Genomic DNA, 16736 nt, shown 5'->3' on the forward strand with positions numbered 1-16736 from the left:
GAGCGCGCGGGAGCGCTCCGGACGACTCACGGCCCGTACCCCTGTCGGCGGGGGTACGGGCCGTGGCCCTCGCCAGCGTCCCGCGGCGGCCCTGTGCGGGGCACAGGCGGCCGCCGGGCCCTCAGGTGGCCGCCGGCTCGCGCAGGCGCTCCGACAGCGTCAGGGCGTGCTCCACGACCGCCACCAGGACCTCCTTGACGGACTCCCGGTCGCGCGCGTCGCACAGCAGCAGCGGGACGTCGGGGTCCAGATCCAGGGCGCCGCGCACCGACTCGACCGGGAAGCGGTCCGCGTCCTCGAAGCAGTTGACGGCGACGGTGAACGGGATGCCCCGGCGCTCGAAGTAGTCCACGGCGGCGAAGCAGTCCTGAAGCCGGCGCGTGTCGGCGAGGACCACCGCGCCGAGCGCCCCGGTGGCCAGCTCGTCCCACAGGAACCAGAAGCGGTCCTGTCCGGGCGTGCCGAACAGGTACAGGACCAGGTCCTCGCGCAGCGTGATCCGCCCGAAGTCCATGGCGACCGTGGTCGTCGTCTTCGTCTCGACGCCGTGCAGGTCGTCGACCGGGCGGCCCGCCTCGCTGAGCGTCTCCTCCGTGCGCAGCGGCCGGATCTCGCTGACCGCGCCCACCAGGGTCGTCTTGCCGACCCCGAAGCCCCCCGCGACCAGGATCTTCAGCGTCACCGGCTCGACCGGCGGCTTGTTGCGCCTAGAGCGCCCGAAGGCCATTGATCACCTCGCGCAGAATGCTCACGTCCGGCAGTTCGGCCGGCGGAACGGGACGGGTTACGTGGACGAGTTCGTCCTCGACGAGGTCGCCGACGAGGACCCGGACCACCCCGACGGGCAGGTCCAGGCTCGCGGAGAGCTCGGCGATGGACTGGGGGAGGTCGCTGCAGCGTTCGACGATCTCCACGTGCTCCGGGGACAGCGTCTGGTCCCGGCCGGGGTCGTCGGCCGCCGGTTCGGGGACCACCACCGCGATCAGGTCGAGACGGTGCCGTGACGCCGTGCTGGTCCGCCCGCGCGTCATGGCGTACGGACGGACCACGGGGCCCGCGTCGTCGTCGTACCAGTGGTGCGCGGCGCCGCCCTGCCGGTCCTCTTCCGTTGCGTCGCTCATCTCATCCCCCGATCACCCTCCAGCGGGCAGGCCCGTGCGCGGTGCGGTCGCGAGGTGGGCACCCACCCTCTTGACCATGAGCGTCATCTCGTAGGCCACCTGACCGACGTCGGAGTCGGCGTCCGACAGGACGGCGAGGCAGCTGCCGTCGCCCGCCGCCGTGACGAAGAGGAAGGCGTCGTCCAGCTCGACGACGGTCTGGCGGACCCGGCCCGCCTCGAAGTGCCGCCCCACGCCCTTGGCGAGGCTGTGGAAGCCGGAGGCGACCGCGGCCAGGTGCTCGCCGTCCTCGCGGGTGAGGTCCTTGGACGCGCCGGTGGGGAGTCCGTCGCTGGAGAGCACCAGCGCCTTGCGGATGCTGCCGACGCGCTGGACGAGCTCGTCGAGGAGCCAGTTCAGCTCGCCCGTGTTCCCGGCGGCGTTGGATGCTGCGGCGTTCGGTGCGGTCATCGACCGTTCCCCTCCGGAGTGGTTCCTCGTGCTGTGGCGCTCTCGCCGGGGCCGGCGGTCGCGGTGTCGTCGGCGCTCGCCTTGCCGTTGTCGGCGGCGTTCTGCCGGCGGCCGCGCTGCCAGCCGCGCTGGAGCGAGGCCATGCGGTCGCGCACCTCGTCGGCGTCGCGCTCCAGGTCCTGGTCGGCCCGGTCGGGCCCGGGCCGGACGGCGGCGCGCGCCTCTTCGGCGGCCGCCTGTCGCAGCTGCGGCGCGAGGCTGGCCTGGCGCACCCGCCGGGGCAGCCCGCCGAAGTCGGGCGGGCCGCCGGGCGCGTCCGTGCCATCGCCCTCCGGGCGCCCGGTGCGCGAGCCCCTGTGCGGTACGGCTCCGGGGCCGCCGGTCGCCGGGACCGGCCAGGCCGGGGACCCGGTGCGGGCGGGGGGCAGTGCGTTCTGCCCGGCTGCCGCGTGCGCGTCCCAGGCGGGGGCGCCCGCAGGGCTGGTGGGGGCGGTCGACGGTGCGGCGGGGGACGTGTCCGTACGGTCCCCGGACGGTGCCCGTGTGTCCGTACGGTCCGTGGGCGTGCCCCCCGGGGCGCCTTCGGCAGTGCCCGTGCGCGTACCGGTGGGCCAGTCGTCGACCGTACGGCGGTTGCCCGTCCAGCCCTCGCGGATCTCGTGCACCCTGCCGCCCTGGATGAGACTCTCCGTACCGCGTGCCGACCCGCCCTGGGGGCCCTCGCCGTCACGGACGGGCGCCTCGGGTTCACGGCCGGGCGGTATCAGCCCTTCGGGGACCAGTGCGGACGGGAACATGCCGCCACCGCGCGCGTCGCCGGCCGGCCGTGGTCCCGTGCGCTCGGGCTCGGGGTGGGAGCGGCCCGGCTCGTCGACGCGCCGGCCGTGGTCGGCGACCAGCGTGGGCGGCCTGCGCCGCGGCAGCGGTACGGCACCGTCGGCGCCGGTCCGCGCGTCGTCGGCCTGCTGGTGCTGCTCGCTCCCGGCCGGGGCCAGGTGGGCACGGCCGCTGCCCCGGGCGCGGAAGATGCCGCCGCGCTCGCTCTCGGTGGCCTCGATGTCGGCCAGCGGGTTGCGCACGGGCGTCTCTTGGCCGTCCTCGATGCCCAGCGGTCCGCGTACGGGAGGCTCGGTGCCGCGCTCCAGGCCCAGCGGACCCCGCACGGGCTTCGCTTCGGCGGGCTCCAGGCCCAGCGGGCCGCGTACCGGGAGTTCCGTGCCGCGCTCCGGACCGAGGGGCCCGGCGGCCTCCAGTTCGACCGGACCGTCCAGGACGGACGGGTCGGCGAGGCCGGAGGGCGGGACCTGGGCGAGGGCGGCGCGCCGCGGGCCGGGGCCGGGCGTCCGGCGCTCCTCCGGGGCGTCCAGACGGATGCCGGTGCCCTGGGTGTCGGGGGCGTCGGTCAGCAGGCCCGCGGGGATGAAGACGACCGCGGTGGTGCCTCCGTACGGGGAGGGCTGGAGGGAGACCCGGACGTTCTGGCGCTGGGCCAGGCGGCTGACGACGAACAGGCCGAGCCGGTCGGTGTCCGAGAGCTCGAACTCCGGCGTCTCCGCGAGCCGCAGGTTGGCCTCCAGGAGCGCCTCGGGCGCGATGCCGAGGCCCCGGTCGTGGATCTCCAGGGTGAAGCCGTTGGCGACCCGCTCGCCGTGCACCTGCACCGCGGTGTGCGGGGGCGAGAACACCGTCGCGTTCTCCAGGAGTTCGGCGATGAGGTGGGTGAGGTCGGCGACGGCGGGGCCGCCGACGCCGATGCGCGGCAGCCGGCGCACCTCGATGCGCTCGTAGTCCTCGACCTCGGCGACGGCCGCGCGCACCACGTCCATGAGCTGCACGGGCTTGCGCCACTGCCGGGAGGGTGCGGCGCCGGAGAGGATGACGAGGCCCTCGGCGTGGCGGCGCATGCGGGTGGTGAGGTGGTCGAGCCGGAACAGGTCGGCGAGTTCCTCGGTGTCCTCCGTGCGCCGCTCCATGGTGTCCAGGAGGGTCAGCTGGCGGTGCAGCAGCACCTGGTTGCGGCGGGCGAGGTTGACGAACACCTCGGAGACGCCGCGGCGCATGTCGGCCTGCTTGACCGCGGCCTCGACGGCGGCGCGCTGCAGAGTGTTGAGCGCCTGGCCGACCTGGCCTATCTCGTCGCGCTCGTACTCCAGGTGCGGTGCCTCGGTCTCGACGTCGACCTGTTCGCCCGCGGCCAGCCGGCGCATCACGCTGGGCAGCCGCACGCCGGAGACCTCGTGGGCCTCCTTGCGCAGCCGGGTGAGGTCGCGGACCAGGTCGCGGCCGATGCGTACGGAGATGACCACGGACAGCAGCAGCGCGACGAAGCCGAGGATGCCTGCGACGCCCGCCTTGATCAGGACGTTGTACGCGACGGGCTTCACGCGCGCCTCGTAGCGCTTGCCGGAGGCGGTGCCCTCGCTCTCCAGGCCCTCGATGACGCTGCCGACGGCCTGCTGCCAGCGCTCGGCCGTCACCGCGCGCGGTGAACTGGTGGCGCCCGCGGCGACGACGGCCTCCTCCGCGGTGCGCAGCGGCTCGGTGTCGGGGCTGCGCCAGTACTGCTCGAAGACGTCGCGCTCGGAGGCGGGCAGGACCTCCAGGTTGATCTCGTACAGCAGCTTGCGGGAGGCGATCAGCTCGGAGACGGTGCGGATCTCGTCGGAGGTGAAGCGCTTGGCGACGAGCGAGGAGGCGATCACGGCGTCCTCGCGGGAGAGGAGTTCGCGGGCCTTGACGACGCCGATGAGGGCGCGGGCCTGCTTGTCCATGTCGATGTTCTCCAGGGCGTGCAGGCCCATGAGGAACGTGTAGACCGGGTCGACCAGCCGGTTGTAGAAGTCGAGCGCCTGGGAACGTCCGACCGAGCGGTCCTCCACCGAGCGGCGCAGGGCGCTGAGCCCGTCGAGCCGTTCGAGGATGGAGTCCAGGCGCCGGGCGGCCTGCGCGTCGAGGTCGTCGCGCACGCCGTCCGCGTGGGCGCTGGCGCGCACCGTGGCGATCACCCGGTCGGTCTCGGTGCGCTGGCGCTTGAGGGCGCTCAGGGCCTCGGACTCGCGCGGGTCGGCGAGGTAGACGAGCGACTGGCGGCGTTCCTTCTGCACGACCCGGACGGCCTCTTCGAGGGGGTAGCCGACCTTGTCGAGGATGTGGGACACCTCGAGGAGCTGGTTGGCCTCGCGCCCCGTGAGGTACGTGGCGAAGCCCCACAGGCAGCTGAGGGAGACGAGCGGCACCAGGAGCAACGCCACGATCTTCCTGCGGATGGACTTCCCGCGAAAGCGCATGGCCTCCCCCAGCTCGACCCCGGCCGGAGCGGGGGCTCTTGGTCGTCTGTTCCGGTCTGACGGACTGCACGACCGGTTGGCCGCGGACCTACCGGGAGGGCCTACGGGGAGGACCTACCTGGACCGCACAACCGGCTTGCTGTTGACGCGTGTTGACAAGCACCGTGGCGCGCTCGCGCGACGCCCGCGCCAACAAACGGCGTGAGCCTACTACTGTCACACGAACAACTCGAAGGCACGTCCGGACGATTTTCGGCCTTGGCCTGAAGCGTTGATCATGAGATGTCCTGGTATTCACGGAGTTGCCGATTCCGACGCTCGCCAATGACCCCTGGCGAACCGGCACTTTCCCACCCGACCCGGTTGGCTGGATTTATTCCGTGCATGTGCCCTGACCGGGAATCTTCCGCACCCGTGAATCGTCTTTCTGTACGGGGAACGTGGAGGTTGTCGCGAAGTGCCGGGCCTGTGTGCGTAAAGAGGCTCTTGGCGGGCAGCCACCCAAGAAGTCGCAAGCGGTGGGGAGTGTCGGTCGATGGTGGCGCGCGAGGCGGAAGTCAGGCGTGAGTTGTGGGTGGACGAGCCGGCGACACGCCGCCGGATGCCGGACCCGGTGCGCAGCTCGGCGGTGCGGGCCGTGCTGGTCCTCTCGGTGACGCTGATCCAGGCCATGGTGGCGTTCTTCGGCACGCTCGCGGGGTCCTGGCTGGCGTTCCCGATGGTGGTCAGCAGTGTCGCGTCGACGGTCGTGGCGACCTGGGCGGTGCTGGACGTGTGGGTGACCCGGCAGGTGTGGAACCAGCGCAACGGGGTGGTGTCGGCACCCAGCAGCACCGCCCGGCAGTTGCGCCGCGAGCGACGCCTCGCGCGGCGCGTGGAGAAGGCCGAGGCGCGCGAGGAATCGCGGATACGCCGCCGCGAGAACAAGGGCTCGCGCGAGAGCCGGAGTTTGTCGGGGGTGTGAGGCGCCTCGTGACGGCCCTGTTCTGGGCCGGGGTTGTCGGCGGAGTCAGCTGAGCCGGGGCCCTCGGGTGAGGGGCCCGGCAGGTGAGAGGCCCGGCAGGTAAGAGGCCCCGGCAGGCGAGGAGCCCAGGCGGGTGAGGGGCCCCGGCTTCCCCTCACCTCACCGTGACCGTGCGGTCCTCACCGTGCGGTGGTCGCCTCCGCCGGGGTGCGGCGGAACATCCTGGTCGCGGTGATCTCGCCGTGCACCGCCTCGGCCTCCGGGTCGCGCTGCGGCAGGCCCGGGCGCAGGTGCTCCTCGACGCTGATGTACTTCAGCCCCGCCCTCAGGTCCGCGTCGTTGCGCATCCGGATGACCAGCGGGAACTCCGCCAGGGCGGTCGTGTCGAACAGGCCCGTGGTGTAGAGCAGCTGGACGCCGAGCGCGTCCGACACGGCCCGCTGGAGCTCCAGCAGGTACGTGGCGTTGGCGCGGCCGATCGGGTTGTCCAGGAACAGCGTGCCCGCGTGCCGGTGCTTGTCGCGGCCCCGGTCGTTGGAGCGCAGCGCCGCCATCGTGCAGTACAGGGCGATCGCCGCGGTCAGCAGCTGTCCGCCGGAGAAGACGTCGCCCATCTGCCCGACGGGCACCCGCTCGGCGCGCAGCACCGCGTCGGGCTTGAGGATCTCGACCGCGATGCCCTTGGGCTCCAGCGCCGCCTGGACGCCGCGCAGCAGCAGCGACATGCCGTCCCTGCGCAGGTCGGAGTTCTTGCGCACGGCGGCCCGGGTGGCCTCGTCGATGACCTCGCCGAGCCGCTCGGTCAGCGTGGCCTGGTCGGGCTCCTCGAAGCGGATCCGCAGGAACTCCTGTCCGGACCACTCCCCCAGGCCCTCCGGCAGCCGGGACAGCCGCTGCGCCGAGCGCAGGGTGGCGAGCGCGGACTCCACCAGGCCGCGCAACCGGTCCACGATCGAGTCGCGGTTGCGCTCCAGCTGCACCAGTTCGTCGGTGAGGACCCGCAGCCGGGGCGCGAACGCCTCGGCCCACTTGGCGGCGTGCTCCGGCAGCGCGGCGGCGGGCAGTTCGCGGATCTGCTGGCGGGCCGGGGTGCGGACCTGTTCGTAGCGGGTGGAGTTGGCGTGGCGCACGAGGACGTCGCAGGCCTCGCGGACGGCCGCGTCGGCGGCCGAGAGGTCGGCCGAGCAGCCGCGCAGCGAGCGGCGGGCCTCGGCGGCGGCCCGGCGGGCCTCCTCCAGGTCGCCCGGGTAGGGCTCGGGCTCCTCCTGCTCCTCCTCGGCGTGGTCGCGCAGCAGGTCGCGCAGGAGCGCGGCGCTCTCGTCGAAGCCGCCGGCCGCGTCCTCGGCGGCGCGGTGGGCCTGGAGCAGCTCGGCGTGGGCGGCCCGGGCGGAGTCCAGGGCGTCGGTGCGCGCGGCCAGTTCGGTGGTGGCGGTGCGCAGCAGGGCCTGGGCCTGCTCGGCGTCGGCGGGGACCAGGTCCTCGGGCAGCTCGGTGTGCGCCCCGGCCTCGTCGGCGGGGGCCAGGCGCTCGGCCTCGCCGCGCAGCCGGCCGAGCTTCTCGCTGGCCTCGGACGCGCGGGTCTCCAGCATCTGTACGAGTGACTCGGCGCGGGCGGCCGCGGCCTGGCGGGAGGGTCCGTCGGCGCCGTCGGTGGACTCCAGGAGCTGCTCGGCGCGGGTGCGGACCTTGTTGGTGAGCCGGTCGAGCTCGGCGAGGGCGGCGGACTCGTCGCTCTCGGCGCGGGCCTGTTCGGCGCGCAGGTCGGCGCCGACGCCCACCTTCTCGTACAGCCGGGAGGCGGCGCGGTAGGCCTCGCGCAGGGTGGGCAGGGCGGTGCGCGGGGTGTCGTCGCCTTCGGGCAGCTGGTCGGGGGCCCCGGCGATCTCGGCGCGCTCGGCCTTGAGGGCGCGGGCGGTGCGGTGGGCGTCGTCGGCGGCGCGCTGGGCGGCGCGGCGGTCCTGGTCAGCGGCGCGGGCGCGCTCCAGGAAGGTCTGGGCGTGGGCCTCGGACTCGGCCGCGTCGTCGGCCAGTTCGCGCAGCTTGGCCTGCCAGCCCGCGCGCTCGCGCAGCCGGTAGGCGAGTCCGGCGAGGGCGTCGGCGGCGCGGCGGGCCCGCTGGGCGGTGTCCTGGCGCTCCTCGCGCACCCGGGTGGTCTCGGCGGCGGTCTCGTCGGCCTCGGCACGCACCGTGCGGGCCTCGGCGAGCACGGCCTCGGCGGTCTCGGCGGCCTCGCGCGCGGTGGCGGCGGCGGTGCGCAGTTCGGCGAGCATGCCGGGCGGGCAGTCGGCGCGCCAGGAGCCGATGCGGGCGGCCAGGGCGCGGTCCCCGGCGAGCCGGGCGGCCAGGGCGCGGATCTCCTCGTCGCGCGCGGTGGCGCGGGTGCGCAGGGCCTGGCGCTCCTCGTCGGCGGCGAACTCGTCGTGCATGGCCGGGTTCGGCGGGACCAGGAACACGTCGATGTCGCCGCCGCTCCCGGCGCTCGGCACCGGGGCGAGCAGGGCGGCCGCGGTGCCCACGGCGACGGCCGAGCGGGGCAGCAGGGCGGCGGTGGCGAGGGCTTCGCGGGCGCGGCCGTACGAGACGGGGTCGGTGATGACGACGCCGTCGACGAGCTCGGGGCGGGCGGCGAGGACGGCCGCGTGGTCGGCCGGGTCGACGGCCTGGGCGAGGTAGCGCCAGCCGGGCAGGGCCGGTACGCCGTGCTCGCCGAGGAGCTCGACGGTGGCGAGCACGTCCGGGCCCGGGGGCAGCAGGCCGCCGTCGCCGAGGGCGCCGAGGATGCGGGCGTCGTCGGCGGCGGCGGTGCGCAGGTCGAAGAGGCTGCGCTCGGCGGAGACGATGTTCTGGTCGAGCAGTTCGCGCAGTTCGTCGGCGCAGCGGTCGAACTCGTCGGCGCTGAGGGCGCCTTCGGGCAGCGCGCCGTCACCGGGGGTGTCCTTGCGCTGGCCGGGCACGGGACCGGTGCGGCCGGTGGGGAGGCTGAGCAGTTCGCCCAGGCGCGGGTCCGCGGCCAGGGACTCGGCGGCGCGGCGCTCGGCGTCGTGGGCGTGTCCGGCGGCCGTGGCGGCGTCCAGGGCGCGGGCGGCGGCCAGTTCGGCGCGGGCCTCGCCGGCGGCGGCCTCGCGGGCGCGCTCGGTGGCGCCGCGCGCGGCGTCGCGTGCGGTGTCCCAGGCGGCGACGGCGCTCTTCTCTGCGTCGGAGGCGGCGAGCGCGGCGCGGGCGGGGTCGGCGTCGGGCGCGCTGTCGTCGAGCCAGCCGGCCCGGACGGCCTCGGCGGTCTCCTGTTCGACCTCGGCCAGGCGCTGGCGCAGGTGGCCGGCCTCACTGCGGGCGCGCTGGGCCTCGGTGGCGGCGGCGGTGGCGTCGCGGTGGGCGGCCTCGCCGGCCTCCTGGAGGGTGGCGGAGCGCTCCTCCTCCTCGGCGGCGAGCCGCGCGGCGCGCAGGGGGGCGGCGGGGCGCGGCCGGGGCCCGGGCGCCGGCGGCGCCGCGGGGTCGGGGCGCCCCCCCCCCGACGGCGTCAGCCGTGGTACTTGATGTAGCCGTCGCCGTCCCGGTCGTTCGCCTTCTTGGTGTACGCGTGGACGTCCGCGTGGGCCCCACCGGGCTTGTTGAGGACGATCGTGTCCTTGTCGTTGTTCCAGATGAAGTTGCAGTTCTGGCGGTACACGACGTTCCCCGCGTCCGAGTCGGTGCCGCGGCCCCCGCGCAGGTTCACGTAGTCGCCGGGCTCCAGCACGTGGCTCGCCCGGAAGACGAAGGTGTTGCCGGTCGCGTCCTTCACGGCGTACCCCTTGAGGTTCACCTTGGAGCGCGAGTAGTTCTTGATCGTCAGGTACTCGTTCTTGGCGTTGCCGCCGGAGCACTTGTTGGAGTCGGCCCCCGGAGCGTCGTACTGGACGCCCTTGATCTTCAAGGGCGACGAGTACTCGGCGGCGTGCGCCGGAAGGGCCGTGGCGAGGCCCAGGACGGCTATCGCGGCGGTGGCGGCTGCGGCGGTCGAGGCACGGCTGATCCGCGTCATGAGGTTCCCCCCTCAGTTGTGTACGAAGTGTGAAGCGTAGCAACACACTTCGCCCCGCCCGACCGCTTTCCGCAGGCCCGCGCCCTGACCCGACCGATCTACGTCACGCCTGGTCCAGCTTGGTGTCCCGGCCCACCTTCTCCCACGCCGCCAGGTCCCCCCGCACCTGCTCCAGATGTGCCTGGATCGTGTCGATGGAGTCGTCGCCGAGCGCCAGCCGGAGCGGGGTGTCCTCCGCGTCGAGCGCGGCGAGCACCGCCGCCGCGGCCTTCGCCGGGTCGCCCTGCTGGGTGCCGCCGCCCGTCTCCACGTACGACCGCGTCGCCCCGACCGTGTCCGCGTAGTCCGCGATCCCGTCCGCGCTCAGGCTGTGGTTGCCGAACAGCGAGGTGCGGAAGGCACCCGGCTCGACGATCAGCACCTTGATCCCGAGCGGACCCACCTCCGCCGCCAGCGCCTCCGACAGGCCCTCCAGGGCGAACTTCGTCGCGCTGTAGGCCCCGAAGCCCGCCATCGACATCTGCCCTCCCACACTGCTCAGCTGCACCACCGCGCCCGAGCGGCGGGCCCGCATGTGCGGCAGGACGGCGCGGGTGAGCGCGGCCGGGCCGAAGACGTGCACGTCGAACAGGGAGCGCAGTTCCGCGTCGCCCGTCTCCTCGACCGAGCCGACGTGCGTACGGCCCGCGTTGTTGACCAGGACGTCGATGCGCCCGTGCCGCGCGGCGACGTCCGCCACCACCGACTCCACGGCCCCGGCGTCGGTGACGTCCAGCGCGACCGCCTCCACCTGGTCCGGGTGCGCGGCGACCAGGTCGTCCAGCGCCTCCACCCGGCGGGCGGCGGCGACCACGACGTCGCCCGCGCCGACCGCCGCCTCGGTGAAGGCGCGCCCGAAGCCGCTGTTCGCCCCGGTGACCAGCCAGACCTTGTTCATGGAACCGTCCCCTCGTCCGTACGCCGCCGGACTTCCCGGCCGCACGACGAGCATGCGGCGGCGGCCCGTTGCCCGTCCAAGACCTGACGTGATAACCCATGGTTATGGACGTACACGGGCGCGACCTGCGCTACTTCGCCACTGTCGCCGAGGAGCTTCACTTCACCCGGGCCGCCGAGCGCCTCTTCGTCTCGCAGCCCGCGCTCAGCAAGCAGATCCGCGCCCTGGAGCGGCAGTTGGGCGTGGAGCTGTTCGTCCGCGACCGCCAGGGGGTGCGCCTCACGGCCGTCGGTACGGAACTCCTCCCGCACGCCCTGCGGACGCTGGCCGCCTGGGACGAGGCGGAGGCGGCCGTCCGGCGCGCCAGGGCCGCCCAGCGGGCCGAGCTGACCGTGGGGATGAGCACCAGCCCGGGGCGCGGCGGACTGCTGCCCGCGATCCGCTCGCGCTTCACGGAGGAGCACCCCGGCGCGCGCGTGAAGCTGCGCCAGGTCGGGTGGCAGGACGCCACGGCGGGGCTCGGGGACGAGGCCAGCGACGTGGCGTTCGTCTGGCTCCCGCTGGCGGACGCGGCGGACTTCCGGTATGTCGTGATGGCCACGGAGCCGCGCCTGGTCGCCCTGCCCGAGGACCACCGCCTCGCGGGCCGGGAGGGCGTGGACTTCGCGGAGCTGGTCGACGAACCGTTCCTGGCGCTGCCCGACCGGGTGCCCGAACTGCGGGACTACTGGCTGGCGTTGGACGCCCGCGCCGCGCTCGGCGCGGGCCCGCCGCGGATCGGCGCCGAGATCGCGAGCACGGACGAGACGTACGAGGCACTGGTCGACGGCCTCGGCGTGTGCCTGGTGGCCGCGGGCAACGTACCGCTCCTGGCCCGCGAGGGCGTGGTGGCCCGCCCGGTCACCGGCGTCACCCCGAGCCGCTTCGCCCTGGCCTGGCGGGCCGCCGACGACCGCCCGCTGGTCCGGGCGTACGCGGAGGCGGCCCGGCGGGTGGCGGAGGCACCGCCGGGGCGGTGAGCGCGGGGGCCGGGGGGCGGTGAGCGCGGGGGGCCGTGAGCTCGGGTGCCGTGCCCGATGCGTCGCTCCCCGGCGTACCCGGTCCCGTGCCTCCCGAGCCCCGGGGTCCCCGGTCCCGCGCCTCCCGCCTGGGCGGCCCGCTACACCGCCCCCAGCACCAGCGCCGCGTTGTGCCCGCCGAAGCCGAACGACTGGGTCAGGGCCAGCGGGACCGGTCCGGGACGCGCCGTCGTCGGGAGGTCGAGGCCCAGGTCCGTGGTGGCGTCCAGGGCCGTCAGGTTGGCGGTCGGCGGGACCACCCCCTCCGCGATCGCCAGGGCCGTGAACGCCGCCTCGACCGCGCCGGCCGCTCCCAGGAGGTGGCCGGTGACGCCCTTCGTGGAGCTGACGGCCGGACCGCCCGGGCCGAACACCCGGTGCAGGGTCGCCGCCTCCACCGCGTCGCCCTGCGGGGTGCCGGTGGCGTGGGCGTTCACGTGGGCGATGTCGGCCGGCGCCACGCCCGCGTCGTCGAGCGCGAGCCGCAGCGCCCGTTCCGCCGCGCGGCCCGCCGGGTCGGGGGCGGTCGGGTGGTGGGCGTCGCAGGTCGCGCCGTGGCCGAGCACGGTCGCGTACGAGCGCGCGCCCCGCGCCTCCGCGTGCGCGGCGATCTCCAGGACCAGGACCCCGGCCCCCTCGCCGAGCACGAAACCCGAGCGGTCGCGGTCGAACGGCCGTGAGGCGCCCGCCGGTTCGGCGCTGCGCGACAGGGCGCCGAGCCGGTCGAAGGCGGCCACCGTCGGTGGGGTGAGGGCCGCCTCCGCGCCGCCCGCGATCACCACGTCGTACCGCCCGGAGCGCAGCAGGTCCAGCGCCAGGCCCACGGCCGTCGTGCCCGCGGCGCACGCGGTGGAGACCGCCAGGCTCGGGCCGTGCGCGCCGAACTCCATCGAAAGCACCGCGGCGGCCATGTTCGGGATGGCACGCGGCACGGTCAGCGGGGAGACGTAGGCCGGCCCGTCGGCGGTGAAGCGACCGTGCTGCTCCTCCCAGGTCCGTACGCCCGCAAGCGCCGTGCCCAGCACCACCGCGACGCGGTCGCCGTCCAGGGCCGCCGGGTCCAGGCCGCTGTCGGCGACCGCCTCCAGGGCGGCGGCCAGCGCGAACTGCGTGAAGCGGTCGAGGCGGCGGGCCCGGGGCCCGAGGCGGAGTGCCGGGTCGGCGCCCTCGGGGACCGGGCAGCCGACCCGTACGTCCGTCCCCTCGAAGCCGGCCGGCAGCGGCGCGGCGGCCGTCGCGCCGCTGAGCACGGTCTTCCAGGAGGTGGGGGCGTCCGCCCCGGCGGGGGTGACCAGGCCGATGCCGGTCACCCGCGCCGCACGGCCGCCCCGCGAGGGGCCTTCGCTCACCGGGGCACCGTCGCGCCCTTGGCCTCCAGGGAGGTGGCCAGTTCGGTGACGGTGGTGTGGGGGGTGACGTCGTCCCCGGTGACCGGGACGCGCAGCACGTCCTGGAGCTCGGCGGCCAGCTCGGCCAGCGCGAGCGAGTCCAGTCCGAGCTGGGTCAGCGAGGCGTCCTCGGCGACGGGCGGGGGGACCTGGTACGGGCCGGTGAGGAGGGAGTTGATGTACGTACGCACGGAGGCGTCCTTTCGGCGGGGAGGGGAAGGGCGGTGAGGAATGAGGCCGGGGTGCGGTGCGGCGAAACGGTTCTGTGGGGGTGGCGGTGGGGGTGGGGTGGTGGCGCGGCGGTCACGCCGGCGGGAAGCGGTGGCGGAACAGGGCCACCGCCAGGAGGCGGCCGTCGGTGACGTCGCGGATCGTGACGTCCGTCTTCTCGTAGCCGGGCTCGGCGGGGTCGGTGCGGGTGACCGGTACCAGCCGCAGCACGGTGTCCGGGTCGGCATTGCCGAAGTAGGAGATCCGCGCCTCGCAGAGCGCGCGGGCCGCGAAGTCACCGCGGGAGCCGCCGCGTTCGCGCCACTGGCGGTAGAGCGCGCGCTCGGCGAGGGTGACGTACGTGGCGAAGTAGAGCAGGCCCGCGCCGTTGACGTCCGAGACCGGGTCGATCTCGTGGTCGACGGCCGCGGCGGGGCCGGGCGCGACGGGCCAGTGCGCGCGGGCCGGGTCGGGGAAGGCCAGCGCGGTACGGGCGGCGCGGCAGTCGAGGGTGGGGTCGAGGGCGTCGGGACGGGACGGCAGCAGGGTGCGGTCGTAGCCGACGGGCGGGCGGCGCAGCAGTCCGGCGTTGCCGCCGTGCTCGCCGCGCGTGACCCAGGTGTTGAGGACGTCGACCCGGAGGGAGCCGGGGTGGGGCGCGCGGGTCTCGTCGTCCGGGTCCCCCACTGCCCCGTCCGCCCCGTCCGCCCTGTCCGCTCCGTCCGTTCCGTCCGCCCCGTCCGCTCCGGTCGCGAAGGCGAGGCGGTGGCTGGTGAGGACGGAGAGCCGTCCCGCGTCGTAGCACCGCGAGCGCAGGTCGAGGCGGTCGCCGAAGGTGACGCGGCGGGGTTCGGCGCGGTCCCGGCCGACCCCTCCCGTGCGCAGCCGCAGGTGGTGGAACGAGAGGTAGCAGGGGTCCCCGTCGGCGCCCCGCGCCCCGCAGACGTCGAGGTCGGCGGCGCGGCCGACCGCGTCCCAGGTCCAGTCGCCGACCCGGGCGACGAACGAGGCGAGCGGCCCGCACATCCCGGGGTCGGCCACCACCGACCGCCGCAGCCCGCCGGGTCCGCTCGGCGTGACGCCGGTGTGGGGGTACGGGCGCGCGGCGGGCTGGACCGGGACGGGAGGGGCGTGCGGGGCTGTCGTGTCGAGGCTCAAGGGTGCTCCTTGCGGGGACCGGGCGAGGGGCGACCCCGGGGCGCGAGGGCGCCGCGTACTGACCGGTCCGCGCAGTGCAGGACCGATTCAGCAGAGGGGGGCGAGGCAAGATCCTCGCAGCGTCCCGGCGGCACGGGAGACCAGATGTGGATCTCCTGGGGGTGAAGTCCCGGGGGTGCGGTTGACGCTCGGGCGCCAGTTCCCATCCCGCGCGAGCGCGCCCCGTCCCGCGCGGGCACGCCCGGGGTCCCCGTCCCCCGTCACCGGTTGCGGCGCACCAGCTCCCGGGCGACCCACCCGGCGGCCGCCAGGGCGAGGGCGATGCCTCCGGCGACGTACCAGCAAGTGTGGTTCTCCTCGGCGGGCGACAGCGCTTCCTGCCCGGCGGCCCGCTCCGGCGCCCCGCGCTCCGGCTGGAGGTGCCCCGGGGCGGTGACGGACACGGGAGCCCGGGTGACGGCGGAGGCGGGACTCGCGGCGGCCAGGGGGGTGGTCAGGAGGGCGGCGGCCGCGGCGCTGACGGCGAGGGCGCGGCGTACGGAGTACTGCTCCATCGTGACCTCCTGCTCCTCGGTCCGGCGGAGGGCCGGAGCCGGTGGGGTGCGGCCCACCATAGGGAGCCCGCCGCGAGGCGGGCCGTCGATCGTGTAACGGCCGCCGTGCGACTTCCCCGCGATCGCGCGGCGGCGCCGTGCCGTATCCGTCACCCCTGGTGACGGGCCCGTCGTCCGCGCTGCTCAGAACCGTGATCACACCCTTGCTCAAGCGGTGCTACGAACCCGCTGGCAGCCCCGTACCGGAGAACACGAGACCTAATCCGGGCTCGGCCGCGTGCACCGGCGGACAGCGGCGGGACGCGGGCACACTACGCGCGTCCCTCCGCACGCGCGGTCCGCACCCGCGGTCCGCACCCGCCCTCCGCGTCCACGTCGCCGCGCGGCCTCGACACCCGCACCCGAGGCCCGCACCGCACACGACACCCGCCCACATCCGGTGCACGCACCGCACTCGACAACCGCACCCGCACCCGCACCCGCCGCACCACACCCGCCCACCCCTGACGGACGAGGTAACCCCATGACCCTTCAGGCACTCCCTTCGGCCCGCCTGACCGGCACGGCCGATCCCGGCCCGGTCCCGCTGCACCTCAACGAGTTCCCGCTGCCCCCGCTGCCCTCCGTGGCCCGTGCCATCGCGGAGGCCGGGGCCCGGGCCCACCGGTACCCGGACTTCCACCCGGATTCCCTGGCCGCCGTGCTCGCGCACTGGTGCGGCGTCCCCGCCGACCGCATGGTGGTGGGGAACGGCGCGGTGGGCGTGGCCCTGCAGTTCCTGCGCGCCGCGATGCCGCCCGGCGGCCGGCTCGCCTACGGGTGGCGCAACTTCGACGCGTACCCGATGGTCGCGCACATGGTCGGCGCCGAGGCCGTGCCGGTGCCGCTGCTGCCCGGCGGCCACCAGGACCTCGACGCGCTCGCGGACGCCGCCGTCGCCGGGGCGGGCGCGCTCGTCCTGTGCAACCCGCACAACCCGACGGGCACCCTGGTCGAGGACGCGGCGGTCGCGGACTTCCTGGAGCGGGTGCCCGCGAGCACGCTGGTGCTGCTTGACGAGGCGTACGCGGAGTTCGCGGACCGTCCCGGCCGCGCCGACCCGTTCGCCCTCGTCGACCGCCACCCCAACGTGGTGGTCCTGCGCACCTTCTCCAAGGCGTACGGCCTGGCGGGGATGCGGGTGGGGTACGGCGTCGGGAGCTCCGGCCTCGTGGCGGGCGCCCGCGTCCACCAGCTCCCGTACGGCATCTCGGAGCAGGCGACCGCGGCCGTGCACGCCAGCCTGCGGGCCGAGCCCGAGCTGCGCACCCGGATCCGCACGCTCACCCGCACCCGCGACGAGCTGGCCGCCGAGCTGGTGGCGGCGGGCTGGCGGGTCCCGCGCAGCCACGCCAACTTCCTCTGGCTGGACCACCCGGAGGCCGCCGAGGACGCCCACCGCCGTCTGGCCGCCGCCCGGGTGCGGGCGCGCGTGTACCCGGGCGAGGGGCTGCGCCTCGCGGTGCCCCAGCGGTCGGACGTCCAGACAGTGGTCGCGGCGCTCGGGTCACCGGCAGTCGTCCTGCCGTCGCCGTGACACGTACCGTCG

Annotated in this window: 13 protein-coding genes and 1 pseudogene; 3 read left to right on the forward strand and 11 right to left on the reverse strand. The window is 75.4% G+C overall.

Annotated elements, in window-relative coordinates:
- Positions 1-121: 121 nt before the first annotated feature.
- From ABT160_RS16190 to ABT160_RS16205, 4 genes are read right to left on the reverse strand one after another with little or no spacing between them, the layout of a single operon-like run.
- Positions 122-727 carry a GTP-binding protein gene (locus ABT160_RS16190; RefSeq protein ID WP_351647959.1) on the reverse strand — a complete coding sequence of 202 codons (606 nt, stop codon included), beginning with the start codon at positions 725-727 and terminating at the stop codon, positions 122-124.
- Entirely contained in the window at positions 708-1121 is a 414-nt protein-coding gene (locus ABT160_RS16195) for a DUF742 domain-containing protein (RefSeq protein ID WP_351647961.1), read from the reverse strand. Before ABT160_RS16195 ends, ABT160_RS16190 begins: the two co-directional genes overlap by 20 nt.
- A 12-nt stretch (positions 1122-1133) precedes the next feature.
- A complete protein-coding gene (locus ABT160_RS16200) occupies positions 1134-1571 on the reverse strand; it encodes a roadblock/LC7 domain-containing protein (protein WP_351647963.1) in 438 nt (145 codons plus the stop codon).
- A complete protein-coding gene (locus tag ABT160_RS16205; RefSeq protein WP_351647966.1) occupies positions 1568-4858 on the reverse strand; it encodes a sensor histidine kinase in 3291 nt (1096 codons plus the stop codon). The genes ABT160_RS16200 and ABT160_RS16205 overlap by 4 nt, the downstream gene beginning before the upstream one ends.
- A gap of 535 nt (positions 4859-5393) precedes the next feature.
- On the opposite strand from ABT160_RS16205, the gene ABT160_RS16210 reads away from it, so the two are divergent.
- Positions 5394-5822 (forward strand): hypothetical protein, encoded by a 429-nt coding sequence (locus tag ABT160_RS16210; protein WP_351647968.1) that lies wholly within the window; start codon positions 5394-5396, stop codon positions 5820-5822.
- A gap of 179 nt (positions 5823-6001) precedes the next feature.
- Here the strand turns inward: ABT160_RS16210 and ABT160_RS16215 are convergent.
- The 3 genes and pseudogenes from ABT160_RS16215 to ABT160_RS16225 all read right to left on the reverse strand — a co-directional run.
- Positions 6002-9307, reverse strand: a pseudogene (locus ABT160_RS16215) (coiled-coil domain-containing protein); the annotation flags it as partial.
- A gap of 32 nt (positions 9308-9339) precedes the next feature.
- A complete protein-coding gene (locus tag ABT160_RS16220) occupies positions 9340-9843 on the reverse strand; it encodes a lamin tail domain-containing protein (protein ID WP_351647970.1) in 504 nt (167 codons plus the stop codon).
- A 103-nt stretch (positions 9844-9946) separates the two neighbouring features.
- Entirely contained in the window at positions 9947-10780 is an 834-nt protein-coding gene (locus ABT160_RS16225; RefSeq protein ID WP_351647972.1) for an oxidoreductase, read from the reverse strand.
- A 98-nt stretch (positions 10781-10878) separates the two neighbouring features.
- Between ABT160_RS16225 and ABT160_RS16230 the strand changes: the two genes are divergently transcribed.
- A complete protein-coding gene (locus ABT160_RS16230) occupies positions 10879-11799 on the forward strand; it encodes a LysR family transcriptional regulator (protein ID WP_351647974.1) in 921 nt (306 codons plus the stop codon).
- A 140-nt stretch (positions 11800-11939) separates the two neighbouring features.
- On the opposite strand, the gene ABT160_RS16235 is transcribed toward ABT160_RS16230, so the two are convergent.
- From ABT160_RS16235 to ABT160_RS16250, 4 genes are all read right to left on the reverse strand, one after another.
- A complete protein-coding gene (locus tag ABT160_RS16235) occupies positions 11940-13187 on the reverse strand; it encodes a beta-ketoacyl-[acyl-carrier-protein] synthase family protein (protein ID WP_351647976.1) in 1248 nt (415 codons plus the stop codon).
- Positions 13184-13417 (reverse strand): phosphopantetheine-binding protein, encoded by a 234-nt coding sequence (locus ABT160_RS16240; RefSeq protein ID WP_351647978.1) that lies wholly within the window; start codon positions 13415-13417, stop codon positions 13184-13186. The genes ABT160_RS16235 and ABT160_RS16240 overlap by 4 nt, the downstream gene beginning before the upstream one ends.
- Before the next feature lie 112 nt (positions 13418-13529).
- A complete protein-coding gene (locus ABT160_RS16245; RefSeq protein ID WP_351647980.1) occupies positions 13530-14594 on the reverse strand; it encodes an LnmK family bifunctional acyltransferase/decarboxylase in 1065 nt (354 codons plus the stop codon).
- 260 nt (positions 14595-14854) lie between these two features.
- Positions 14855-15148 carry a hypothetical protein gene (locus tag ABT160_RS16250; protein WP_351647982.1) on the reverse strand — a complete coding sequence of 98 codons (294 nt, stop codon included), beginning with the start codon at positions 15146-15148 and terminating at the stop codon, positions 14855-14857.
- Between the two features lie 523 nt (positions 15149-15671).
- Between ABT160_RS16250 and ABT160_RS16255 the strand changes: the two genes are divergently transcribed.
- Positions 15672-16724, forward strand: coding sequence for an aminotransferase class I/II-fold pyridoxal phosphate-dependent enzyme (locus ABT160_RS16255; protein ID WP_351647984.1), 1053 nt, complete (start codon positions 15672-15674; stop codon positions 16722-16724).
- Positions 16725-16736: the final 12 nt, after the last annotated feature.

This window comes from Streptomyces sp. NPDC001941 (genome assembly GCF_040296945.1).
In the GTDB taxonomy this organism is placed as follows: domain Bacteria; phylum Actinomycetota; class Actinomycetes; order Streptomycetales; family Streptomycetaceae; genus Streptomyces.